Here is a 23957-nt window from a genome sequence, read left to right as displayed (position 1 = left end):
ATTTTTGATGATTTTTGACTATAGAAAGCCTGCTAAGGGTTGTAAAGCGGAAACTGTTCCTGTGGTTATAACCTTTTCTTACCACCCTATATCATTTTGACCCTTATCGCGGGCAAGCCCGGGGTGACACCGATGTGACTCAGCGGCCAATTGCCACCATAATAGGCAGCATCTGAATTCACCAGGCTGGACCCTTATGGAAAGTTTTACTGCAGGTTTGATCTCCCTTGAGGAGGCGCAACAAAAAATGCTCGCGCAGCTGACGCCCATCGCCGACGCTGAGAACGTGTCGCTGGCCGCGGCGGCTGGCCGCATCACGGCAAAAGCGGTCACCTCCTCTATCGCCGTACCGCCCTTTGATAACTCCGCGATGGATGGTTACGCCGTCAGGCTGGCAGATATCAGCCACGGTAAGCCGCTGCCGGTGGCCGGTAAAGCCTTCGCTGGCGCACCCTTCAGTGGTGAGTGGCCGCAGGGCAGCGTGATCCGCATCATGACCGGTGCGCCGGTTCCCGCAGGCTGCGACGCGGTGGTGATGCAGGAGCAGACGGAAACGCGGGAGGGGGCCGTTGTGATCACCGCACCGGTGCGTCCCGGCCAGAATATCCGCCTGACCGGCGACGATATTCAGCCCGGTCATGTCGTGCTGGAAGCGGGCACGCGGCTGGGCGCGGCGGAACTGCCCCTGCTGGCTTCACTGGGGATTGCGCAGGTCAGCGTAGTGCGAAAAGTGCGGGTGGCGATCTTCTCCACCGGTGATGAACTGCAGCCGGTGGGGGAACCGCTGGCCGAAGGCGCAATTTACGATACTAACCGTTTCGCCGTGTCGCTGATGCTGAATAAGCTTGGCTGCGACATCATTGACCTGGGGATTATCAAAGACGATCCGGCGGCCCTGCGGGCGGCTTTCGCAGAGGCGGATCGGCAGGCGGATGTGGTGATCAGCACCGGCGGTGTCTCGGTCGGGGAAGCGGACTTTACCAAAACGATGCTGGAAGAGCTGGGGGCAATCAGCTTCTGGAAGCTGGCGATCAAACCCGGCAAACCTTTTGCTTTTGGCCGCCTCAGCCACAGCTGGTTCTGCGGTTTACCGGGTAATCCGGTCTCGGCTGCTGTCACCTTTTATCAGCTGGTTCAGCCGCTGCTGGCGAAACTTACCGGCCTGCAGAAATCGGCTCTGCCGCCGCGTCAGAAAGTGCGCTGCGCCTCTGCGCTCAAAAAATCACCGGGCCGGCTCGACTTCCAGCGTGGCATCCTGCGCCAGAACGCGCAGGGTGAGCTGGAGGTGCAGACCACCGGCATGCAGGGTTCCCACGTCTTCAGCTCTTTTGCGCAGGCAAACTGCTTCATTGTGCTGGAGCGGGAGCGCGGCAATGTGGAGCCTGGCGAATGGGTTGAGGTGGAACCCTTCAACGCCCTGCTGGAGGCGTAAATGCTGCCTGAATTAAGCGATGAGGAGATGCTGCGCTACAACCGGCAGATCGTCCTGCGCGGTTTCGATTTTGACGGTCAGGAGCGACTTAAAGCCAGCCATGCGCTGATCGTCGGGCTGGGCGGACTTGGCTGTGCCGCCGCGCCCTGGCTGGCGTCAGCCGGGATCGGCAGCCTGACGCTGCTTGACTTCGACACCGTGTCGCACTCTAACCTGCAACGGCAGATACTGCATCATGACGCCGATATTGGCTGTGCCAAAGTCGAATCGGCGGCACAAAGCCTGGCGGCCATCAATCCTCACTGTCAGCTGCATCCGGTCAACGGCCAGCTGGATGATACGGCACTGCTGGCGCTGATAGCCCGCCAGCAGGTGGTGCTGGACTGCACCGACAATGTTGCGGTGCGGGAGCAGCTCAACCGGCTCTGTCGCCAGCAGGGCGTCCCGCTGGTCTCCGGGGCGGCAATTCGTATGGAGGGCCAGATCAGCGTATTCAACTGGCAGCCCGGCACGCCCTGCTATCGCTGTATCAGCCGCCTGTTTGGCGAACAGACCCTGAGTTGTGTCGAAGCAGGCGTCATGGCCCCGCTGGTGGGGGTGATTGGTGCAATGCAGGCGATGGAAGCGATTAAGGTCCTGACGGCCTTTGGCACGCCGGCCACCAGCCGGTTGCTGATGTACGATGCCATGAGTGCAGAATTCCGCAGCATGAAAGTGGCGCAGGATGCGCACTGTGAAGTGTGTGGCGATGGGGCATAGGCTCCCTGAAGCTGGCTCTGGCCTCAGAGTGATTACGTCACGGCCCATTCCGGGCCAAAAAAAGGGGTGGCCTGCGCCCCCCCCTTTTATCAGACGATTCCCTGACTGCGCAGGTAATCTTCATAGTTGCCGGTGAAGTCCACCACCTTGTCTGCTTTCAGCTCAATCACGCGGGTTGCCAGCGAGCTGACAAATTCACGGTCGTGCGACACAAACACCAGTGTGCCTTCATACATCTCCAGCGCCATATTGAGCGATTCAATCGACTCCATATCCAGGTGGTTAGTCGGCTCATCCATAATCAGGATGTTCGGTTTCTGCATCATCAGCTTGCCGAACAGCATGCGCCCTTTCTCACCACCGGAAAGCACCTTCGCCGGTTTCTTAATATCATCCTGTGAAAACAGCAGGCGACCCAGAATACCGCGAATCGTCTGCTCATCATCACCGGGCTGTTTCCACTGACTCATCCAGTCAAATACGGTCAAATCATTAGCAAAATCTTCGGCGTGATCCTGCGCGTAATAACCAATGCGCGCATTCTCTGACCATTTAACGCTGCCGTTATCGGGCTCAAGTTGCCCTACCAGCGTCTTCAGCAGCGTCGATTTACCAATACCGTTGGCGCCGATGATCGCCAGCTTTTCGCCCACTTCCATCAGCAGATTTAAATTCTTAAACAGCGGACCGTTATCAAACCCTTTGGTTAATCCTTCCACTTCGAGGGCATTTCGGAACAGCTTCTTATCCTGCTCAAAACGGATAAACGGGTTCTGACGACTGGACGCTTTGACTTCTTCCAGTTTAATTTTATCCATCTGTTTTGCGCGCGATGTCGCCTGACGCGATTTAGAGGCGTTGGCGCTGAAACGGCTGACGAACGACTGCAGGTCAGCAATCTGCGCTTTTTTCTTGGCGTTGTCAGATAACAGACGTTCACGCGCCTGGGTTGCGGCGGTCATATATTCGTCATAATTACCGGAATAGACACGCAGCTCGCCATAATCCAAATCCGCCATGTGGGTGCAGACCATATTAAGGAAGTGACGGTCATGCGAAATGATAATCATGGTGCTGTCACGTTCATTCAGCACCTGCTCCAGCCAGCGAATGGTATCGATGTCCAGGTTGTTGGTCGGTTCATCGAGTAACAGAATATCGGGATTGGAAAACAGCGCCTGCGCCAGCAGCACGCGCAATTTAAAGCCCGGCGCAATTTCGCTCATCGGGCCATAATGCTGTTCAACCGGAATACCGACACCGAGTAATAACTCACCGGCACGGGATTCGGCGCTATAGCCATCCATCTCACCGTAAAGCGCCTCAAGGTCACCGACCTTATACCCCTCTTCTTCGCTCATTTCTGGCAAAGAATAAATACGGTCACGCTCCTGCTTAACTTCCCATAATTCATGGTGACCCATGATCACGGTGTCCAGCACGCTGAATTGTTCAAAGGCGAACTGATCCTGACGCAGCTTACCGATACGCTCGTTGGGATCGTAAGAGACGTTGCCGGCTGAAGGCACCAGATCGCCACCCAAAATCTTCATGAAGGTGGATTTTCCGCTGCCGTTCGCACCGATTAAACCGTAACGATTACCGCCGCCAAATTTAACGGAGATATTCTCGAACAGTGGCTTACTGCCAAACTGCATGGTGATATTGCTGCTAACTAACACGGCATTGACCTTTGTGAAGAGAGTGGATGAAAAAACGGCGGCTATTATGCCAGATGTGACGCAGCGCACGCCAGCGTCGGGGATGGATTGCTGGCCGGGTGATTGATATCCCGACAGAAATAAAAAAGCCGGCAGGCCATCATGGCCCCCGGCTCCCACTTACAAGGATTGTGTCGATCAATCGATCAGGAAGCTGTCCAGGCTTTTACCGGAATCCAGCGCTTTTTTAATCGCTGCCGGGGTACGGCCCTGGCCAGTCCAGGATTTCTGCTCACCGTTTTCGTCGGTGTAAGTATATTTAGCCGGACGCGGCGCACGCTTGGTGCGTTTTTTTCCGCTTTCCAGGGCACCTAATAATTCATTAGGATCGATGCCGTCAGCCAGCAGCATTTCGCGATATTTAGAGAGCTTTTCTTCTTTTTCGCGATTCTGCGTCTCTTCTGCTTCAGCTTCTTCGCGGCGCTCAGTCACAACAACAGTTAATTTTTCGAGGATCTCTTCAAGATCGGTCAGTGGCAGTTCACGAGCCTGGGCACGTAATGTGCGAATATTGTTCAGTACCTTAAATGCGTCACTCATCACAATGTCCTTGATTAAGGGGGGTTAATAAAACTGTAGCGGCAAGATTACCTAATTCAAATAAAAAAATAAATTATTTTTACGCCCCAGATAATTCTTAAGTATTAATTATGCCGAAATATGGCTTTTAAAATCGGACCCGCCTGAGGTTTATTAACGATGAATTAACAACAAACCGGGCCTGTGTCCCTGTATTGAAAACGATTTCAGCCGGACGATACCGCCTGCAGAGGCATAACCGCATCTGCGAAAGCGTGCAGGCTCAGGTCCGCTATTTCCGGTTTATCGCCCATGCTCTGGCGATAAAAAAAGGCCGGAAAGGCTACCTCTGTCACAATAGTTTACAGTTCATGATTAAAAATTGCCCTTCTCATCGGGCAATAACGTTAAAGAATTATCGCCCTATTCGATTTTATTATGACAGTCGCGACGTCCCGGCATGTTTTACCGCTGCGTTTTTCAGCAGCGTCAGATTATTCGCAGAGAAGACCGTTGAACAACAGCGGTCGCGTTCTGCAGACGCTGGCGAATTGTCATGCGCGTTCTGAGTGGCATTAAAAAAGCATCCTGAAATAAACGCAGAAAGGTGATGCAGCTCTAAATCTTAAATTGAACTGATGCCAGCCACATAAATAATAACGCCCTGACCGCTGCGCAGATAATAGCCCTGCTGTCAGGCCTGTTTTATTTTCGGCCATTTTATCCTGACGAATTCCGGCAACGATTGCCGCTGATTCAATGAGTTAGATTATCGGTAAACGGAAGATGGCGGGCTGACCGAGCAGCGGAGAGGGATAAGCAGGCGGTCACGGCAGCAGCGCCGCGACCGCCTGAGAACTAATTGGCCTGGGTGGCCGGACCGAAGACGGAGTAGTGCGGCATCTCAACAGTCTGGTATGTTTCCCAGCCGCCGCCCAGTGCTTTATAAAGCGCCACCAGATCGAGCGCGCTCTGCATCCGTGCCTGGGTTGCCTGCTCCTGTGCCTGTGCCAGCTGGCGCTGTGCATCCAGCACCTCCAGGAAGGTGGAGAGCCCCTGACGGTAGCTGTCGCTGGCGAGATCAAAGGCACGCTGAAGAGCACCGGTTGTCTCATCCAGCGCGGTGACACGCTGCTGATCGGCGCGATAGCTGACCAGCGCATTCTCCACATCCTGCAGCGCCGTCAGCACCGTCTGGCGATAATCCAGTGCGGCACTCGCCTGCTGTGCCCGCGCCAGCTTCACGCTCGACACCAGCTGTCCGCCCTGGAAAATCGGAATTGATAACGAGGGGCCAAAGCTGTAGAAATGGCTGCTCCAGTTATCCAGGTAGCTGACGTCCGTGTTACGCACGCCCAGCTGGCCGGTCAGCGACAGACTCGGGAAAAGCTGCGCGACAGAGACGCCAATTTCCGCGGTCTGCGCATGCAGCGTTGCTTCAGCCTGACGAATATCAGGACGACGGCGCGCCAGCGTTGAAGGGATACCCACCTGCACAAACTGAGGCAGCGGCGGCAACGGTTTCGGTGTACTGAGTTCCGCATCCAGTGCGCCCGGCGTCTTGCCGAGCAGCACCGCCAGGCCGTTCATCGCCTGCCGCGCCTGCGACTGATACTGCGGCAGTTGCGCCTGCAGCGTGCTCAGCTGGGCCCGGGCATTCTCCACGTCGGTCAGCGGCGCCAGACCATTACGCTGCTGGCTCTGTGTCAGCTCGGTCGTCTGCTGCGCCACGCTGATCTGCTGCTCCAGCGTCTGGATGGTGCTCTGCGCGCCGCGCAGCTGCAGCCAGGCGCGCGCCACTTCCGCTTCCAGTGAGACCAGCGCATCATTGCGCTGCTCAATCGCCGCCTGCTGCTGGGCAGTGGCGGCCTCAACCTGACGGCGCACTTTGCCCCACAGATCCAGTTCCCAGCTCGCATCGAAGCTGCCCTGGTAGAGATTGACCGGCTGGGTCAGGCCGTTGAGCTGACTGGCTACGTTACTGTCGAGCTGATCGGTGGCCCCATTGGCTTTCAGCAAGCCTTCCAGACCGAGCTGCTGACGCGTCACTTTGGCCGAACCGCTCAGGCTGGGTAACAGGCTACCCTGGGCCTGTGTCAGCTGTTCGCGTGCCCCGGCAATACGCAGTACCGTCTGCTGCAGGCTCAGGTTGCCTGCTATCGCCCGCTCAATCAGGCTGTCGAGCTGCGGATCGTTAAAGCTTCGCCACCAGCGGGAGTTAATCGCGGCGCTTTGGGGTACGGATGCCTCCTGCGACGCCATGGCGTTAAAACTGCCCGGCACGGCCGGTTTCGGCGCCTGATAGTCAGGCCCGACGGCGCAACCTGCCAGGGCGAGAGCCAGCAGTAAACTCACGGGTTTCAGGCGATGAGAGTAAAAAACCTTCATGTTAGTGTGCTCCTGCACTGCCTTCGCTCTTAATCGGCGACAGCAGCCAGCAAAATGGAATCAAAATCAGGGCGACAATACTCAGGCCTGAGAAGACATCGATATAAGCGAGAATGCGCGCCTGCGCGATCATCTCCTGATAAAGCTGACCGGTTGCCAGCGTAACGGGATCGCCTACCGCCGAAGTAAAGTCGCGTATCGCCTGTGCCCAGTGCTGCAGCGTGATGTTGAATTGCTCGTTCAGCGGCGTCATGTTGTGCACCATGTGCGCCGAGCGAACCTGCTCGCGCTCGGTAATAGCCGCGGTCGAGAGCGAAATCCCGATCGATCCGGCCACGTTGCGGAACATGGTAAACAGCGCCGAGGCGTCCGCATTAAGTCGCTGCGGAATGGTGACAAACGCGATGGTGGTCAGCGGAACAAACAGGAAGCCCAGCCCGATCGACTGCGCGCTGCGCATCATCACCAGCGTGGCAAAATCGACATTCGGTGCCAGGGTGGCGGAGTAGAAAAACGCTACCGCCAGACAACTGAAGCCAAAGGCGATGATGTAACGCGTCTGAACAATCGGCATCAGCTTCAGCACCAGCGGAATCGTCAGCACGATCAGCACCGCACCGGGCGACAGCACCAGACCTGACCAGGTGGCGGTGTAACCCAGGTCCTGCTGCGCCAGCTGAGGCAGCACGACAGAGCTGCCATAGAGGATCATCGCCATACCCGCCATCAGCAAACCCGCTACCCAGAAGTTGCGATCCTTCATCACCAGGATATCGACCACCGGTTTACGGGCATACATCAGCCAGTAGACGGCCCCGACGATGCCGACCAGCGCCAGAATAGCGAACAGCACGATAAAGTGAGAGGCAAACCAGTCCTCATCTTCCCCGCGATCCAGCATCACCTGCAGGCAACCCAGCCCCAGGGTAATCAGGCTGATACCGATGTAATCGATCTTAAGTTTGCCTTTGGCCCATTTGCGCTCCCACGGTGGATCTTCCAGCAGCTGATAGATTGCCAGCACGGTCAGCACCCCGACCGGGATATTGATAAAGAACACCCAGCGCCAGCTGTAGTTATCCGTAATCCAGCCACCCAGCGTCGGGCCAATCACCGGCGCAACGATGATGGCGATAGAGGAGAGACCAAAGGCTTTGCCGCGATCTTCCGCTTTAAAGTAGTCGAGCAGCACAGACTGCTGAACCGGCTGTAAGCCGCCGCCGAAAAAGCCCTGCAGGACGCGGAACAGAATGATCTGCCACAGTTCGGTGGCGATACCGCACAGGAACGAACAGATGGTAAACATCACGATGCAGATCAGGAAAAACTGTTTACGACCAAACAGACGGCTGAAGAATGCAGAGATAGGCAGCACGATGCCGTTCGCCACCAGATAGGAGGTCAGCACCCAGGTTGACTCATCGTAACTGGAGGAGAGTGAACCGGCGATATGCGGCAGCGCCACGTTGACGATGGTGGTGTCGAGGATCTCCATAAACACCGCCAGCGTCACCGTGATCGCCACTAACCACGGATTGCTGGCAGGTTTCCAGCTCTGCGCCGTACTCATTCCACCGTCACCTTGGGTTCAACAGAGAGACCCAGTGGCAATGGATGGTTGGGATCGAGCCCTTTATCAATCACGATTTTAACCGGCACGCGCTGCACGATTTTCACATAGTTGCCGGTGGCGTTTTCTGACGGGAAGGTCGAAAAGCGTGAACCGGAGCCCATCTGAATGCTGTCGACATGCCCTTCCAGCTTCATATCCGGCCAGGCATCGACGCTGATTTCAACTTTATCGCCCGGATTCATGCGCTCAAGCTGAGACTCTTTAAAGTTTGCGGTGATCCAGATGTCCGGTGAGACCAGCGAGAACAGCGAAGAGCCAGCCTGCACCAGAGTACCCAGCTGAACATTGCGCTTGGTGATGAAGCCATCATAGGGCGCACGAACCTGGGTATAGGAGAGATTAAGGTCAGCCGTGCTGAGCTGCGCTTTTGCCTGCTCAACCTGCTGCTGACGCGCTTCAACATTGGTTTCCTGCTGACGAATCTGCAGGGCAACCTGTGATGCGACTTCAACCTGCGCTTTAGCGCTCTGTAACTGCGCCTGCGCCGAGCGTAACTGCGCCGAGGCGCTGTCGATATTGCGCTGACTGGTGGCACGCGGGTCGACGCCGCGCTGGCGACGGTAATCGGCCTGGGCGTTCAGCAGGTTAGCTTCCGCTTTCGCCTGGTCCGCCAGCGCCTGATCGCGCTGAGCCGGATACTGAACCCGGGACAGGGCCAGCTGCGCCTGCGCCTGATGAAGCTGCGCGACAGCTAAGCCGAGCTGCGCCTGCGCCTGTTCACGCTGGGCGCGGTTGTCGCTGGGGTCGATTTCCACCAGCAGATCGCCCTTCTTCACCCGCTGGTTATCGTTTACCAGCAGCTTCACCACATAACCGGACGCTTTCGGCGCAATGGTCACCGCATCGCCTTCGGTAAAGGCGTCGTCGGTGGTTTCAATATTGCGGGTCGTAAACCAGAACCAGAATCCAACGATCAGCATGATCACTACCACGACCGCCAGAATAATCAGCGGCTTTTTACCGGGGCGTTTGCGTTCTGGCTGCTGGTCGTTGTCCTTGTTTTCATCTGACTGACGGTTTTTATCCGTCGCGTTATCGGCATCCTGCTGGTGTTGATCGTGTTGGTTGTTCTCGCTCATAGTTCCCATCACTGGCTAAGGCCCTGATTCCGGGCATAAAGGTCTAGTTAACCTTATATCGGAACCTGACAAAATCCAGCGCAACTTTACGAAACTTGAGAAATGGCGCACGTCCTGCCACCTGATGAGGGTGGCAGGCGGGGTGGGACTAATTGAGCAGCCGCAGCAGCAGCCAGCCGCTGGCCATCGACCAGGCGAGCAGAGGGAGTGAAAACAGGTGGAAACGCCACCAGACGGCCCGATCTTTTGCCATACGCAGCGCAATCAGATTGGCCAGAGAACCCGGCAGCAGGCCGAATCCACCGATGTTCACCGCCCAGGCGAGCACATCCGTGGGTGGCACCTTTTGCAGCAGCAGAATCGTCGCCGGAACGTTACTGATGACCTGTGACAGCCCGATAGCCAGCAGATAGAGCTGTCCATGACCGAAGTGGGAAACCGCATCAAAGTGCGCCTGCATCACCGGCAGACGGGTCAGCAGGAAGACATCAATGAACATGGCGATAAACACCGCCAGCAGGCTCCAGTCAATGCGCAGCAGCACCGGGCGCGCCATGACCAGAAAAGTGGCGAGAATCAGCAGCAGCACCCAGCCGGTGATTTCCAGCTCCAGGCCGGCGATAAACAGCAGGTAGAGCACCACGCTGACAATAAACAGCGGTTTCTGCCACTCAGGCTGTTCAGGATTGTCATGCTTATCGATCGACCGCTTTGGAAAGCTGAACCAGGTCAGGACCATCAGGCTCAGCAGCAGCCATGCCGCCAGCGGCAGCATCTGCACAATAAACGCGATAACGCTGAGCTTGCCGTGACTCCATAACAGAATATTCTGCGGGTTGCCGACCGGCGTCAGCAGCGATCCGGCATTCACCGCCAGCGCTTCAAAGATGATTAGCCGCGAGATGGGCAGATGAGAGAATTTGCGCAGCGTCAGGGTCAGCGGCACCAGAATGAACAGCGCCACATCATTGGTCAGAAAGGTCGAGAGCAGCGCAGCAGCCAGCACCATAAACAGCGCCAGCGCACGTTCATGCCGGAAACGCGCAATCAGCCGTCCCCCCAGCACATCAAAATAGCCGCTCGTTTCCAGCCCTTTGGTCAGGATCAGCAAACCGGTCAGCGTGATGATGGTGTGCCAGTCTACGGCACCTGGCAGATCGCCCCAGCGGAAATCCGCCAGAAAAGCCAGAACCACACCCAACACGATTAATAAATGCAAAATAGAGTCGTGCAAAAAAGATCGAAGCAGTTGAGGCATGATGAGGGTACGCCTTAGCGTTAACGGGTTTCGGAGAACTTCTTAAACACAGCCAGAGTTTCATCACTGACGTGATGCTCAATCCCTTCTGAATCACGTCGGGCAGTTTCAGGACTGATGCCTAACGCCAGCAGAAAACTTTCAACAATATGATGACGGGCACGACTCTCTTCGGCCAGCTTCTCCCCTTCGCTGGTCAGAAAGACCCCGCGATAAGGGACCTGCTCGACCAGTCCGGCACTGCCCAGTCGTTTCAGCATTTTTGCCACGGTCGGTTGTGACACACCCAGGCGGGCTGCCATATCGACCTGACGTGCTTCGCCAAATTCACCAATTAAATCAGAGATTAGCTCAACGTAGTCATCAATTAACTCCCGACGATGCGCTTCACGCACCTGCCGAAAACCTTCGACATGCTCTTCAATATCTTTCAGTGGTCCTTTTGGCGCAGAAACCACGCTTTTAGCACGACGACTCATTCAGCTTCCTCATTATTATTTCCCGTACGGGCACTGCTGTACGGATTTAGCTGCGCTTATTGTAAACCAGCCGCAAAGAAGCTCAAATTTTTCCTCGTTAGCCTTGGCTAAAGGATATAGCCAGTGCTATATTTGTTGATAATGTAAGCAGCACACAGAGGATCCTTTGCGATCCTGGGTGGATCCGGTGATGACGTATCTCACCCCAGGCTGCTGACGACCGCGTTGACAATGATTGGGAGGTGATTCTATGAGCACCCTGAAATGTTGCTTAGATTGCAGCAAATGCTTCCAGGCTGAGAAGAGAACAACCACGGAGATGAAATCCTGGCTGTGCCTGCTGACGCGTTCCCCCTTCACGCTGCGTCTGATGTTGATTGAGAAACTGCTGGGCCACAAACCTGCCGATCGTCGCTGTCAGAAGCTTATCTGGCGCGGCTGACCCCTTTTCAGCGCCTCTCAGCCCGGGAGGCGCTCTCCCCTTCTGCTTATTTTCTTTTCTCTTATTTCGCCTGACACTTCGCGCGCTCAGCGGGCATCACGCTGCCGGCTATGAGGGCACAGAGATTGTCAGCTGGGGAAGAGAAAGGCGGGAGCCTGCATGGCAGGGAGAACATCGGCACAATAAAAAACGGCCCCATGAGGGGCCGTTTTTTGGCGGGTCAGCTAAGCTAAACTTAGAAGCTGTAACCTACGCCAGCGATCCAGGTACCCACGTCCACATTGCGGATGCGGCTCTGCTCGTAGCCAACGTCCAGCGCGACGTCCTGAATTGGGTTAAACTGCAGACCAGCACCGTAAGAGAAACCTACGTCGCTTGAATCAGTTTTAGCGCGTGAAGAAGTATCGTTCTGCTGGAATTTACCGTAGCCGATACCTACAACACCGTAGATGCTCGCCCAGTCGTTCAGACGGTAAGCAGGACCACCGGTCACACCGTAGTACTGGCCTTTGTTGTAAACGCCAGCTTCAGTGCGGTCTTTTTCGGTGTAGGTGAATGAACCGATCCAACCCAGTGGGTTAGAACCGTCTTCATAGCGGTATTTCAGGTTGAAGCCGTTAGCTTTGTTAGCCACGCCCTGATAGTCGCTCTGCGCGTAACCACCAGTTACGGTGCTCTGTGCCATTGCTGAACCTGCAGATACTGCCAGTACACAGGCTAATGCTGAAAGACATGCAATTTTTTTCATAACCACCTCAAATGTGAAAATACTTCTCTCCTGACAACGCTGAAAATATAACAAAAAATAGCGAGAAACTCTGCCCGGATTTTGTTGTCTAACAGAAAGTTTGGTGTAACAGGACGTTAATGCGACATCCTATGTCATTCATTTTTCTTATAAAATCCGTCATCTTCCTGCAACAATCATTTTGTGCTGAATCCCCTCTTTAAGTTAAATCCTAAAAAATCCTGACATTTCTTTACCAAAATGGCACTGAATTCGGGCAAAAACTGCGCAACCCGTTCGCATTTAAAACGCAAATTCGTGATTTTTTAGCCGCTCTTTCCTTTACACTGGTCGACTGATTTTGTTGATGACCAGGAAAAGTGAACAGGATGTCTGCCTCTCCCGCTGCTAAAAACCTTACCCCGATTTTATTGCCGGTCGCCGTACTGCTGATTGCGATGCTGTCGCTTCAGGGCGGTGCATCCCTGGCGAAGTCACTGTTTCCTGCCGTTGGGGCGACCGGGATCACCGCCCTGCGCCTGGGATTTGGCACACTGATACTCTGCATAATTTTCAAACCGTGGCGTTTACGCTTCAGCCGCGAGCAGCGTCTTCCCCTTTTGATGTATGGCCTGGCGCTGGGCACAATGAATTTCACGTTCTATCTGGCTATCCGGACGGTGCCGCTGGGTGTGGCGGTGGGTCTGGAGTTCACCGGCCCGCTGGCGCTGGCGCTGTTTGGTTCGCGCCGGCCGCTCGATTTTGTCTGGGTGGTGCTGGCCGTGATTGGCCTGTGGTTCCTGCTGCCGTTTGGCACAGGCATGACCGCCATTGACCCCGTGGGGGCCGCGCTGGCTGTCGCTGCCGGGGCCTGCTGGGCGATCTATATCCTGGCCGGACAACGGGCCGGCGCGGAGCATGGCCCTGCTACCGTGGCAATCGGTTCGCTGATCGCCTCGGTTATTTTTGTGCCACTGGGACTGACCTTTGCCGAGAATGGCATCTGGAACTGGGCGGTCATGCCCATCGCGCTGCTGGTCGCCCTGCTCTCCAGCGCCATCCCCTACTCGCTGGAGATGGTCGCACTGACCCGCTTACCGGCGCGCATCTTCGGCACCTTGATGAGTCTCGAGCCGGCGATGGCTGCCTTTTCAGGGATGCTCTTTCTGGGGGAAACGCTGAGTGCACTCCAGTGGCTGGCGCTGCTGGCTATCATCATCGCGTCGGCAGGATCAACACTGACGATGCGGCCGAAAAAGAGCCAGCTGAACAACGTGGAATTATCCGGCGACACTCAGAAATAAGCGCGTCCTGCCCGCTGTTATGGCGGGCTAAATAACAATCATGCTCAACATGAGAACTATTCTTAACCGATTCATTCCTCTGCACTTTCTATTTTGAAACAGTCACTTACCCGTTATTTACAAAATGATTTAACTTACTGATTCATAATAAAATTTTCTTTATTTTATATTTTAACATAGTAGTAACCTTCCTGACCCCGCGCGGCACCAGACAAAGAGAGACACTATTTCATCCATTGATAAAGTCGTTTCTGCAAAGTTAAAAAGCGCTGCTATACTTATCCGGTACTTGATTAGGACAACCATCAAAGAGAGGACTGAAACGATGAGTACCGCTAAATTGGTTAAAACTAAATCTTCTGATCTGATTTACACCCGCAATGACGTAGCCGAAGACGAAAAGAAAGCCACCATCGAGGTGCTGAATCGTCTGGTCGTCGAGTTTATCGACCTGTCATTGATCACTAAGCAGGCGCACTGGAACATGCGCGGTGCTAACTTTATCGGTGTACATGAGATGCTGGATGGTTTCCGCACCGCGATTACCGATCATCAGGATACGATTGCTGAACGTGTTGTGCAGCTGGGCGGCGTGGCACTGGGCACCGCACAGGTCGTGAACGACAAAACCCCACTGAAAAGCTATCCGCTGAACATCCATAGCGTGCAGGATCATCTGAAAGCACTGGCCGATCGTTATGCCATCGTTGCTAACGATACCCGTAAAGCGATTACCGAAGTGAAAGATGAAGATACTGCTGACATCTTCACCGCGGCCTCTCGCGACCTGGACAAGTTCCTGTGGTTCATCGAAGCCAACATTGAATAAGACTTAATGCAGTGACTGTGCAGTCAATCAGGCGGGGAAACCCGCCTTTTTTACGTCTGTATAACCCCGTTTTATGACCCTGTTAACAGTTCTTCTCTTCTTCGCTTCAAAGCTTCAACAACTGAGGCAAACTACCGCTTGCACCAAAATCGCAACCTGCACCACAATAGAGCACCAAAACGGTGCAAATGCAGAATAACCTGCAAAATCGCTTCAGCTGTGATATTTAACTCACTGATTTCGCGTATCTTGCAAAGTTGGCATAATTTTTTCATATGACAAGCCGAAAACGCAGGTCCTGCCGCCTGAGTGTAAAAAGGAAAAAATGATGAAGTCACTGTTAAAAGTTTCTGTGGCCGCGCTGGCGCTGGCCTTCTCCCTCTCCTCCACCGCAGCAGAAAAGAAGCTGGTCGTCGCGACCGATACCGCCTTCGTTCCGTTTGAATTCAAACAGGGTGACAAATATGTCGGCTTTGATGTGGATCTGTGGGATGCGATTGCCAAAGAACTGAAGCTCGATTACACCCTGAAGCCGATGGATTTCAGCGGCATCATTCCTGCTCTGCAGACACGCAATGTCGATCTGGCGCTGGCGGGTATCACCATTACTGAAGAACGTAAAAAGGCGATCGAGTTTTCTGACGGCTACTACAAAAGTGGTCTGCAGGTGATGGTGCGTAACAACGAAAACAACATCAAAGGCATCAGCGATCTGAATGGCAAAGTGGTCGCCGTCAAAAGCGGCACCGGCTCTGTAGAGTATGCGAAAGCCAACATCAAAGCGAAAGATCTGCGTCAGTTCCCGAACATCGACAGCGCCTACATGGAGCTGGGCACTAACCGTGCTGACGCCGTGCTGCATGACACGCCAAACATCCTTTACTTCATTCACACCGCCGGTAAAGGCCGCTTTAAAGCGGTGGGCGATTCAATCGAAGCGCAGCAGTATGGTATTGCCTTCCCGAAAGGCAGCGACGATTTACGTGAGAAAGTCAACGGCGCGCTGAAAACCCTGAAAGAGAACGGCACCTACAATCAGCTTTATAAAAAATGGTTCGGCACTGAACCAAAATAATAATTTGTCCGTGAATTAATTTGAGCAGGGAAACTTTTCCCTGCTTTTTTCCATCGCAACATATCTGGAGTGACACCATGGAGTTTGACTGGAGCGTCATCTGGCCCGCCATGCCAGCGCTGCTCGAAGGCGCTAAACTGACCTTAATTATCTCAATCATCGGCCTGTGTGGCGGTCTGCTTATCGGTCTGGTGGCCGGTTTTGCCCGTGCTTACGGCGGCTGGATCACCAATAACATCGCGCTGGTGTTTATCGAAATCATCCGCGGCACGCCTATCGTGGTGCAGGTGATGTTCATCTACTTTGCCCTGCCAATGGCGTTTCCCGACCTGCGAATCGATCCCTTCAGTGCGGCGGTCGTAACCATCATGATTAACTCCGGCGCTTACATTGCCGAGATCACCCGTGGTGCCGTGCTGTCAATCAACAAAGGCTTCCGCGAAGCGGGTCTGGCGCTGGGACTGTCGGGCCGTGAAACGCTGCGCTACGTGATTATGCCGCTGGCGCTGCGCCGTATGCTGCCGCCGCTGGGTAACCAGTGGATTGTCAGCATTAAAGATACGTCGCTGTTTATTGTTATCGGTGTGGCTGAACTGACGCGTCAGGGTCAGGAGATTATTGCCGGTAACTTCCGCGCTCTGGAAATCTGGAGCGCCGTCGCGATTATCTATCTGGTGATTACGCTGGTGCTGAGCTTTGTGCTGCGCCGCATTGAGAAAAGGGTGAAAATCCTGTGATTGAATTTAAAGATGTCTCCAAGCATTTTGGTCAGACCCAGGTGCTGCACAACATTGACCTGAAAATTAACCAGGGCGAAGTGGTGGTCATTATCGGTCCTTCCGGTTCCGGTAAATCAACCCTGCTGCGCTGCATTAACAAGCTGGAAGAGATCACCAGCGGCGAGCTGATTGTGGATGGTCTGCGCGTCAACGATCCGAAAGTCGATGACCGCCTGATTCGTCAGGAAGCGGGCATGGTGTTTCAGCAGTTTCATCTGTTCCCGCAGATGAGCGCGCTGGACAACGTGGCGTTCGGTCCAATCCGGGTGCGCGGTGCCAGCAAAGAGTCGGCACGCCAGCTGGCGCGCGAGCTGCTGGGCAAAGTGGGCCTCGCCGAACGTGCGCATCACTTCCCGTCTGAGCTTTCTGGCGGTCAGCAGCAGCGTGTCGCGATTGCCCGTGCGCTGGCGGTGAAGCCGAAGATGATGCTGTTTGACGAGCCGACCTCCGCGCTTGACCCGGAGCTGCGTCACGAAGTGCTGAAGGTGATGCAGGACCTGGCGGAAGAAGGCATGACGATGGTGATTGTGACCCACGAAGTCGGCTTCGCTCAGAAGGTGGCCTCGCGTCTGATCTTTATCGACAAAGGCCGGATTGCGGAAGATGGCGATCCCGACAGCCTGATCAGCAATCCCCCGAGTGAGCGTCTGCGCGAATTTCTGCAGCACGTCTCCTGATAAAAACGGGCCGCTAAGCGGCCCGTTTTTATTGTTGGCAAAGTCTGCCCTGCCCAGCTGTGAGACCGACCCTGCGAAGGGAACACGGGCAGATCGGAAAGTCGCTTAAACCATCCCTGGTCGCTCGGCCCGCGCCGTCCATGGCGCGGGACGCTTTCCTCCTCTGCCCGTGTTCCCTGCGCTATTAGCTAATGTGTTGCTGCAAGAGCAACCCCGATTGGGTTTGTCAGCAGTCTGAAACGGCCGCATCGCAGCACGTCCTTTTTTCTCAGCAGATAGATTCCTGCTACCTGCGTAATGAGATGCCTCAGTTCCCCAGGCGACTCAGCAGTTTGCTGCGCTGGGCAGCAGGCATAAAACTCCACGCCAGGAAGCGGCTCTGCTTCTGACCCTGTGCCATATTGACCACCCGCACCTCAGCCACGTCGAGCGCCTGCAGCTGTTTTTCCAGCGCGGGCAGATTCTCTTTGCGCGACACCAGTGAGGTAAACCAGCCGATCTGACGACCAAAGGCCACGCTCTCGGCGATCATCCTGCCGATAAAGGCTTTTTCACCGCCGGGATACCACAGCTCATTATGCTGACCGCCAAAGTTGAGCGGCGCCGCTTTATTGAGTCCGAGATTGCGTAATTTGCGTTGCGATCCCGCCGCGGCCTCCTCCGCAGAGGCGTGGAAAGGCGGGTTGCACATGACAGCACTGAAAAATTCGTTTTTGCTGATCACGCCCGCCAGCACCGCGTCGCTGTTTTTCTGACGACGCAGGCGGATCTGGCGCGTCAGGCGCGGATTCGCGGCCAGAATGCGGTTGGCCGCTTTGAGTGCAACCTCGTTGATTTCGGTGCCGGTAAAGCGCCAGCCATATTCCGCCGCGCCAATCAGGGGATAGATACAGTTTGCGCCGCAGCCCACATCCAGGACGTCAGCGGCGGGGATTACGCCGTTGTTATCCAGCGCCAGCAAATCTGCAAGATAGTGCAGATAGTCGGCTCGTCCCGGCACCGGCGGACAGAGTGAGCCGGGGGCCAGCTGCCAGTCGATATCATAAAACAGTTTGATCAGCGCCTGATTCAGCAGCATCACCGCCTCGGGGTCCGCAAAATCCACCGACTGCACGCCATACCCGTTGGGCCGGACTTTGGCCGCCAGTGGCGGATGCGCGGCGGTCAACGCGGCAAAATCGTACTCGCCCTGATGGCGATTGCGGGCGTGGAAAGGCGAGGTGCTGGCTGACTTTTTCATACGTTCTCTCAGTTATTCAGGCGCGCGTACAATACGCTGTAGGCGAGTGAAAATAAACCCGCACCATCCGCTTACCGCTTTCCGATTCGACAGGCCATGCTGTCGCGCTAAGATTAATCATTATTCCCCGTTGGAGAGGTTATGAGCCAGAAACGCTATTCTTATCAACCCCGTGCCGGTCATGGTCTGCCGCACGATCCGCTGAATGCCATTATCGGCCCGCGCCCGATCGGCTGGATTAGCTCAGTCAGCGCCAGCGGCCAGCGCAATCTGGCACCCTACAGCTTCTTTAACTGCTTCAGCTATCATCCGCCGATTATCGGTTTTGCCAGCAGCGGCTGGAAAGACAGCGTCCGCAATATTGCTGAGACCAGAGAGTTTGTCTGGAACCTGGCGACCCGCCCGCTGGCGGAAGCGATGAATGAAAGCTCAGCGTCGCTGCCTGCCGATCAGGATGAGTTCACCTTCGCCGGTTTAACGCCGCAGGCCGGTTCCCAGGTCAGCGCCAGTCTGGTGGCGGAGAGCCCGGTCAACTTTGAGTGTCGCTTAACACAGCTGATACAGCTGCAGGATGCCGATGGCAACCCGCTCGACAGCTGGCTGGTCATGGGCGAAGCGGTGGCGATCCACATCAGTGAAACGCTGCTGGAAGAGGGCATTTATCAGACGGCCAAAGCGGAGCCGATTCTGCGCGCCGGGGGACCCAGCGCCTATTACGGCATCAGTGAAGCCCAGCGCTTCGACCTGGTCCGTCCGGACGCCCGCCGGTCGTAACCCGCCTATCCCTCAAGCGCATCGCACCGGTGCGCTCTGATCTGTTCTGCCGCGCGGGCGATATCAGGCGCCAGCCAGCGATCCTGCTGCCAGCACGCCACTACCTGCCGTAACTGCTGCCAGGCACGCCGCGTTCCTGCGGCCAGCTGGGATTCACCGTGAAACTCCAGCGCCTGCGCCGCCAGCAGATACTCAATCGCGAGGATGTGCCCGACATTGCTGACCAGCTTCAGCAGCTTCAGTGCCGCACCGGTGCCGAGGCTCAGATGATCCTCCTGTAATCCCGACGTGACAAAGTTGTCGAGCACCGCCGGCTGAGCGAGCTGGCGGTTCTCCGCGCAGAGCGACGCCGCCACATATTGCGCAATCATCATGCCGGAGTTGACGCCCGGCTCGGCCACCAGAAACGGCGGCAGACCGCTCACCAGCGGATTCACCAGCCGATCAAGCCGTCGCTCCGCGATGCTGCCCAGCTCCGCCAGCGCAATCGCCAGCAGGTCGCAGGCCATCGCCACCGACTCGCCGTGCGGGTTCGACTGCGACACGACGCGCCAGGCGTCGGGGGTGCCCAGAATCAGTGGATTGTCGGTAGAGGCGTTGAGTTCGGTCTCCACCTGACGGACCGCATGGGTAAACTGATCGCGGCAGGCACCGTGAACCTGCGGCATCGATCGCAGGCTCATCGCATCCTGTGTCCGGATACCGACGCTCGCTTTCAGCAGCGGGCTGTCACTTAACAACTGGCGCAGACGTTCGCCGCTGCGCTGAATCCCCGGACTGGCTTTCAGCGCCAGCACCTCAGGATCAAACGCCACCAGCTGGCCACGCAGCGCTTCAAAGCTCATCGCGCCCGTGACATCCGCCCAGTCCAGCAGACGCGCCGCATCATCCAGCGCCAGGCAGGCTAAGCCGGTCATGCACGGCGTGCCGTTTACCAGGCTCAGCCCCTCTTTCGCGCCAGGCCGGTAGGGCGTCAGCCCTGCCTCCGCCAGCGCCTGCTCTGCCGGGACGACGCTGCCCTGCCACTCCACCTCACCGATGCCGATCAGCGTCAGCCCGATATGCGCCATGTGGGTCAGATAACCGACCGACCCCTGTGACGGCACCTGCGGGGTAATCCCCCGGTTGAGCAGCGCCAGCAGCTGCTGCACCAGCGCTACCGAGACGCCTGATTTACCGTGGCTGTAGTTGGCGATCGCCGCACACAGGATGGCGCGCACCTCGGCTCTGGCCAGTTTCGGGCCAACGCCACAGGCGTGGCTCAGCAGGGTATTACGCGACAGCTGGCTCAGTTCATCCTCAGAGAGGGTAATGTTGCACAGCGCACCCAGCCCGGTATTGATGCCATAAGCGACCTGACCCGTCGCCACGATGGTGCCGACGATCTCGCGGCTCTGCGCAATCCGCTGCCAGGCGCTGTCGCTGAGGGTCAGAGGGGCATCGTGCCGGGCGACCTGCACCAGCGACGGCCAGGTCAGCGGGGCATCGCCCCACACCTGCGGAGGATTCAGCGTACTGCTCATAACACCGGCTCCACCTGATGATGACGGGAGATAAACTGCCTGAAGCGCGCCGAGCCGCCGTCGCCAAACATCGCCTCCGGCGTGCCCTGACAATCAATCGTGCCCTGATGCATAAACACCACCCGGTTAGAGACGTGGCGGGCAAAGCCCATTTCATGCGTCACCACCAGCATGGTGCGCCCCTCCTCCGCCAGGCTGCGCATCACCTTCAGCACCTCACCGACCAGTTCGGGGTCGAGTGCCGAGGTCGGCTCGTCAAACAGCATCACCTCCGGGTCCATCGCCAGCGCGCGGGCAATCGCCACGCGCTGCTGCTGACCGCCGGAAAGCTGAGCGGGATAGAAATCTTTGCGGTTGAGTAAACCGACCCGGTCCAGCAGCTGCTCCGCCTGGGCGATGCAGGCTTTTTTGTCGCGCTTCAGTACATAGTGCGGCCCTTCAATCACATTCTGCAGCACCGTCAGATGCGACCAGAGGTTAAAACTCTGGAACACCATGCCAAGCCGGGAACGCAGCCGTTCAATCTGGCGCGGATTAGCGGCCAGCTGATGCCCGCGGGCATGGCGCTTCATCTCAATGGTCTCACCACCGACGCTGACCACGCCCGAATCGGGCGTCTCCAGCAGATTAATGCAGCGCAGCAGCGTACTTTTGCCCGAGCCGCTGGCACCGAGAATCGAGATGACATCGCCTTTGTGCGCCTGCAGTGAGATGCCTTTCAGCACCTCCATGGCACCAAAAGATTTGTGGATATCGCTGGCCGACAGCGTGACGGGTGACAAATCAGACATATTACTCTCCTCCGGGGATCGGCTTAGCGGACGGTAACGGCTTTTTTTCCGGTTTGTGCACCGGCGTCAGACGCCGCTCCAGCAGGGCATAGAGTTGCACAATGATGAAATTAAGGATCAGGTAGATCGCCGCCGCACAGAGAAAGACCTCCATGGTGCGGTAGGTGCGCTGGATGATCTGCTGCGCCACCCCGGTGACATCCCACACTGTCACCAGACTGGCGAGCGCGGTCGATTTCACCAGCAGAATCGCTTCGGTAGAGTAGGCAGGCAGCGCGTAACGCAGCATGACCGGCGCGATAATGCGCCGCAGCAGCAGCCCGCGTGACATCCCACACGCCAGCCCCGCCTCGACCTGGCCTGGCGGCACCGCCAGCAACGCCCCGCGCAGGATCTCTGCGGTGTAGGCGGCGGTGCAGAGCGACAGCGCGAGCACCGCACAGGTGAACGGCTCACGCAGAAATGGCCAGAGGAGGCTGTGGCGGATCACGCCAAACTGCCCCAGACCGTAGTAGATCAGGAACAGCTGGATCATCAGCGGCGAACCGCGAAACACCAGAATGTAGCCGCGGGCAAAGCCGCTGAGCAGCCGCCAGCGGCTCATGCGCAGCGCCAGAATCCCTGTCGCCAGCACGCCACCGCACAGAAAGGCGCTGATAAACAGACCGAGCGTCACCGGCAGCGCGGCGCTGAGTTTCAGGAAGGTGTCTGTGAGAAACGCAAAATCGATCATCAATCCCCCTAATGCTGTGCAGCGGTGCGGCTTTGCCAGGCGCGCCCCAGACGGGATTCAGCGCGCAGGAAGGCACGGTTGGACAGCAGCGTCAGCAGCAGATAGCAGCCTCCGCCCATCAGATAAAAGGCGAAGTAGTCACGGGTCGAACCGGCGGCAATCTGGCTCGCCCGCATCAGCTCGACAATGCCGGTGACCGATACCAGCGCCGAATCTTTCAGGCTCATCTGCCAGACGTTTGATAAACCCGGCAGCGCATAGCGCGCCACCTGCGGCAGCAGGATGCGTTGCCGGATGCGCCAGCGGGGCATGCCCATCGCGACCGCCGCTTCGATCTCCCCTTTCGCCAGCGCCAGCCGTGCGGCGCGATAGACTTCCGCCTGATAAGAGCCGGAGATAAGCCCGATGGCCAGCGCCCCGATCAGAAACGGCGGCGCTTCGATAAATCCGTCGGCACCAAACAGCTGACCGATCTGCGTGATCAGCCCCGATCCCCCGAAGTAGAACAGGTAGATCACCAGCAGCTCAGGAATGCCGCGAAAGATCACCGAGTATCCCTCCCCCAGCCAGCGAACCGGCCGGTGGGGAGATAACTTCGCGGCGGCAACGCCCGATCCGACCACCGCCCCCACCACCAGCGCGGCAAACGACAGCAGCAGCGTGGTCAGCGCGGCACTCAGAATCAACCGTCCCCAGCCGTCCGGGCCAAAACTCAGCAGGCTTATCATCAGTTACCTCACTCAGGGTGTGACATCCGTTTTGAACCACTTCTCGCTCAGCTTTTTCACTGTGCCATCGGTCAGTGCGGCTTTGATCGCCTCATCCAGCCGGGCTTTCAGATCGTTATCCGCCATGCGCACGCCCAGCGCCTCTCCCTCACCCCAGATCGGGCCGCCCAGCTGCGGGCCGCTGAAGCTGAGATTGCGGTTCTCGGGCCGCGCCAGCATCGACTGCGCGAAGGTCACGTCGTCAAACACCGCATCAATCCGCCCCGCCTGCAGGTCGAGGATGGCGTCGGCCGAGCTGGTGTATTCACGGACATCCGCCACCTCTTTGAAATATTTGTCGATAAAGGGGGTGTAAACCGTGCCGGAGGCGATACCGATCGTTTTACCTTTCAGCGCCGCTTTCAGACCTGCAATGGCCGGCTCCACGGTTTTTGCGTCATCGGTCAGCTTGATAATCTGGCTGTCAGCGGGCAGCAGGCTCCCTTTCAGGGTGATGAAGGTGGCAGGCGTCGAGGCGTAAGGCAGGGTGAAGCTGACCACTTTCTTTCGTTCCGGGGTAATCACAATCGCATCCATGATCACGTCATATTTTCCGGCATTAAGCCCGGCGATCATGCCATCCCAGTTCTGCACCACCAGCCTGCACTGAATCGCCATACGCTGGCAGAGATTCGCCATCAGTTCCGGTTCAAAGCCGCCGAGCTTGCCGCCTGGCAGCGTCAGGTTCCAGGGTTCATAACTGCCTTCGGTGGCAATGGTGATCGACTTCCACTCTTTCGCCTGGGCGCTGACGCCACAGAGCAGCAGAGAGGAAACCAGGGTCGTGAGACATAAACGACGAAGAGTCAGTGGGTGCGTCATACGGTTCTCCTGAAAGTAGCGGCCTGGTGATCGCCCTGACGAGATTTAACATAAATTTCACAGGATGATATGTCATGTATATACAAGCTAACGCGGCGCAGTTCATTCCCGGCTTTACTGTTTTGTGAGCCAGACAGAATTTATGATGTGATAGATGCGCTGCTGTACTTGTACATACAACCAAGCAAAGGTTATGCCAGCTCTGC

At 56.6% G+C, this 23957-nt stretch carries 23 protein-coding genes; 9 read left to right on the top strand and 14 right to left on the bottom strand.

Annotation, left to right across the window (positions count from 1 at the left end; all coding sequences use genetic code 11):
- Positions 1-196 precede the first annotated feature (196 nt).
- Positions 197-1432 (top strand): molybdopterin molybdotransferase MoeA, encoded by a 1236-nt coding sequence (gene moeA / locus AC1V0D_RS02520; protein ID WP_482906931.1) that lies wholly within the window; start codon positions 197-199, stop codon positions 1430-1432.
- Positions 1433-2191: a molybdopterin-synthase adenylyltransferase MoeB gene (gene moeB / locus AC1V0D_RS02515; RefSeq protein ID WP_111208980.1), complete on the top strand. Its 759-nt coding sequence runs from the start codon at positions 1433-1435 to the stop codon at positions 2189-2191. It begins immediately after the preceding gene.
- An 89-nt stretch (positions 2192-2280) separates the two neighbouring features.
- On the opposite strand, the gene AC1V0D_RS02510 is transcribed toward moeB, so the two are convergent.
- The 7 genes from AC1V0D_RS02510 to mntR all read right to left on the bottom strand — a co-directional run bounded on the left by AC1V0D_RS02510 (position 2281) and on the right by mntR (position 11268).
- Positions 2281-3873 (bottom strand): ABC-F family ATPase, encoded by a 1593-nt coding sequence (locus tag AC1V0D_RS02510; RefSeq protein WP_009091206.1) that lies wholly within the window; start codon positions 3871-3873, stop codon positions 2281-2283.
- Between the two features lie 177 nt (positions 3874-4050).
- Complete coding sequence (locus tag AC1V0D_RS02505; protein WP_009091208.1) at positions 4051-4452, bottom strand: H-NS family histone-like protein; 402 nt, start codon at positions 4450-4452, stop codon at positions 4051-4053.
- Between the two features lie 837 nt (positions 4453-5289).
- Positions 5290-6819: an efflux transporter outer membrane subunit gene (locus AC1V0D_RS02500; protein WP_009091211.1), complete on the bottom strand. Its 1530-nt coding sequence runs from the start codon at positions 6817-6819 to the stop codon at positions 5290-5292.
- A 1-nt stretch (position 6820) separates the two neighbouring features.
- The gene (locus AC1V0D_RS02495) at positions 6821-8389 is read right to left on the bottom strand and encodes a DHA2 family efflux MFS transporter permease subunit (protein WP_058957704.1); all 1569 of its coding nucleotides are present in this window, start codon (positions 8387-8389) and stop codon (positions 6821-6823) included.
- Positions 8386-9531: an HlyD family secretion protein gene (locus tag AC1V0D_RS02490; protein WP_009091215.1), complete on the bottom strand. Its 1146-nt coding sequence runs from the start codon at positions 9529-9531 to the stop codon at positions 8386-8388. Before AC1V0D_RS02490 ends, AC1V0D_RS02495 begins: the two co-directional genes overlap by 4 nt.
- Before the next feature lie 148 nt (positions 9532-9679).
- Positions 9680-10789 (bottom strand): SLC13 family permease, encoded by a 1110-nt coding sequence (locus AC1V0D_RS02485; protein ID WP_482906930.1) that lies wholly within the window; start codon positions 10787-10789, stop codon positions 9680-9682.
- A gap of 20 nt (positions 10790-10809) precedes the next feature.
- A complete protein-coding gene (gene mntR / locus AC1V0D_RS02480; protein WP_003850512.1) occupies positions 10810-11268 on the bottom strand; it encodes a manganese-binding transcriptional regulator MntR in 459 nt (152 codons plus the stop codon).
- A gap of 250 nt (positions 11269-11518) precedes the next feature.
- Between mntR and AC1V0D_RS02475 the strand changes: the two genes are divergently transcribed.
- Positions 11519-11710 carry a hypothetical protein gene (locus tag AC1V0D_RS02475; RefSeq protein WP_033736362.1) on the top strand — a complete coding sequence of 64 codons (192 nt, stop codon included), beginning with the start codon at positions 11519-11521 and terminating at the stop codon, positions 11708-11710.
- A gap of 235 nt (positions 11711-11945) precedes the next feature.
- On the opposite strand, the gene ompX is transcribed toward AC1V0D_RS02475, so the two are convergent.
- A complete protein-coding gene (ompX, locus tag AC1V0D_RS02470) occupies positions 11946-12458 on the bottom strand; it encodes an outer membrane protein OmpX (RefSeq protein ID WP_009091221.1) in 513 nt (170 codons plus the stop codon).
- A 368-nt stretch (positions 12459-12826) separates the two neighbouring features.
- Here ompX and rhtA point away from each other — a divergent pair, with 368 nt between their 5' ends.
- From rhtA to glnQ, 5 genes are all read left to right on the top strand, one after another.
- Positions 12827-13741 carry a threonine/homoserine exporter RhtA gene (gene rhtA / locus AC1V0D_RS02465; RefSeq protein ID WP_337021409.1) on the top strand — a complete coding sequence of 305 codons (915 nt, stop codon included), beginning with the start codon at positions 12827-12829 and terminating at the stop codon, positions 13739-13741.
- 325 nt (positions 13742-14066) lie between these two features.
- Positions 14067-14570, top strand: a complete 504-nt coding sequence (gene dps / locus AC1V0D_RS02460) for a DNA starvation/stationary phase protection protein Dps (protein ID WP_009091225.1) — start codon at positions 14067-14069, stop codon at positions 14568-14570.
- Between the two features lie 328 nt (positions 14571-14898).
- Positions 14899-15645, top strand: a complete 747-nt coding sequence (gene glnH, locus AC1V0D_RS02455; RefSeq protein WP_111208977.1) for a glutamine ABC transporter substrate-binding protein GlnH — start codon at positions 14899-14901, stop codon at positions 15643-15645.
- Between the two features lie 77 nt (positions 15646-15722).
- The gene (glnP, locus tag AC1V0D_RS02450) at positions 15723-16382 is read left to right on the top strand and encodes a glutamine ABC transporter permease GlnP (RefSeq protein ID WP_009091229.1); all 660 of its coding nucleotides are present in this window, start codon (positions 15723-15725) and stop codon (positions 16380-16382) included.
- On the top strand, positions 16379-17101 hold the full coding sequence (gene glnQ, locus AC1V0D_RS02445; protein ID WP_009091231.1) for a glutamine ABC transporter ATP-binding protein GlnQ: 723 nt from the start codon (positions 16379-16381) through the stop codon (positions 17099-17101). The genes glnP and glnQ overlap by 4 nt, the downstream gene beginning before the upstream one ends.
- 307 nt (positions 17102-17408) lie before the next feature.
- Here the strand turns inward: glnQ and rlmF are convergent, their stop codons facing one another.
- Complete coding sequence (gene rlmF, locus AC1V0D_RS02440) at positions 17409-18341, bottom strand: 23S rRNA (adenine(1618)-N(6))-methyltransferase RlmF (protein ID WP_482906929.1); 933 nt, start codon at positions 18339-18341, stop codon at positions 17409-17411.
- A 141-nt stretch (positions 18342-18482) separates the two neighbouring features.
- Between rlmF and AC1V0D_RS02435 the strand changes: the two genes are divergently transcribed.
- Positions 18483-19115: a flavin reductase family protein gene (locus AC1V0D_RS02435; protein ID WP_009091235.1), complete on the top strand. Its 633-nt coding sequence runs from the start codon at positions 18483-18485 to the stop codon at positions 19113-19115.
- 5 nt (positions 19116-19120) lie between these two features.
- Here AC1V0D_RS02435 and hutH read toward each other — a convergent pair whose 3' ends face one another.
- From hutH to AC1V0D_RS02410, 5 genes are read right to left on the bottom strand one after another with little or no spacing between them, the layout of a single operon-like run.
- Entirely contained in the window at positions 19121-20638 is a 1518-nt protein-coding gene (gene hutH, locus AC1V0D_RS02430; RefSeq protein WP_199559891.1) for a histidine ammonia-lyase, read from the bottom strand.
- Entirely contained in the window at positions 20635-21429 is a 795-nt protein-coding gene (locus AC1V0D_RS02425) for an ABC transporter ATP-binding protein (protein WP_009091239.1), read from the bottom strand. Before AC1V0D_RS02425 ends, hutH begins: the two co-directional genes overlap by 4 nt.
- 1 nt (position 21430) lies before the next feature.
- Positions 21431-22162: an ABC transporter permease gene (locus tag AC1V0D_RS02420; RefSeq protein WP_046101491.1), complete on the bottom strand. Its 732-nt coding sequence runs from the start codon at positions 22160-22162 to the stop codon at positions 21431-21433.
- An 8-nt stretch (positions 22163-22170) separates the two neighbouring features.
- Positions 22171-22890, bottom strand: a complete 720-nt coding sequence (locus tag AC1V0D_RS02415) for an ABC transporter permease (RefSeq protein ID WP_482906928.1) — start codon at positions 22888-22890, stop codon at positions 22171-22173.
- A 12-nt stretch (positions 22891-22902) separates the two neighbouring features.
- Positions 22903-23751 (bottom strand): transporter substrate-binding domain-containing protein, encoded by an 849-nt coding sequence (locus tag AC1V0D_RS02410; protein ID WP_307743516.1) that lies wholly within the window; start codon positions 23749-23751, stop codon positions 22903-22905.
- Between the last annotated feature and the right edge of the window lie 206 nt (positions 23752-23957).

It is taken from the genome of Pantoea sp. PA1 (assembly GCF_056856975.1).
This window is presented reverse-complemented; position numbering and strand designations above follow the sequence as displayed.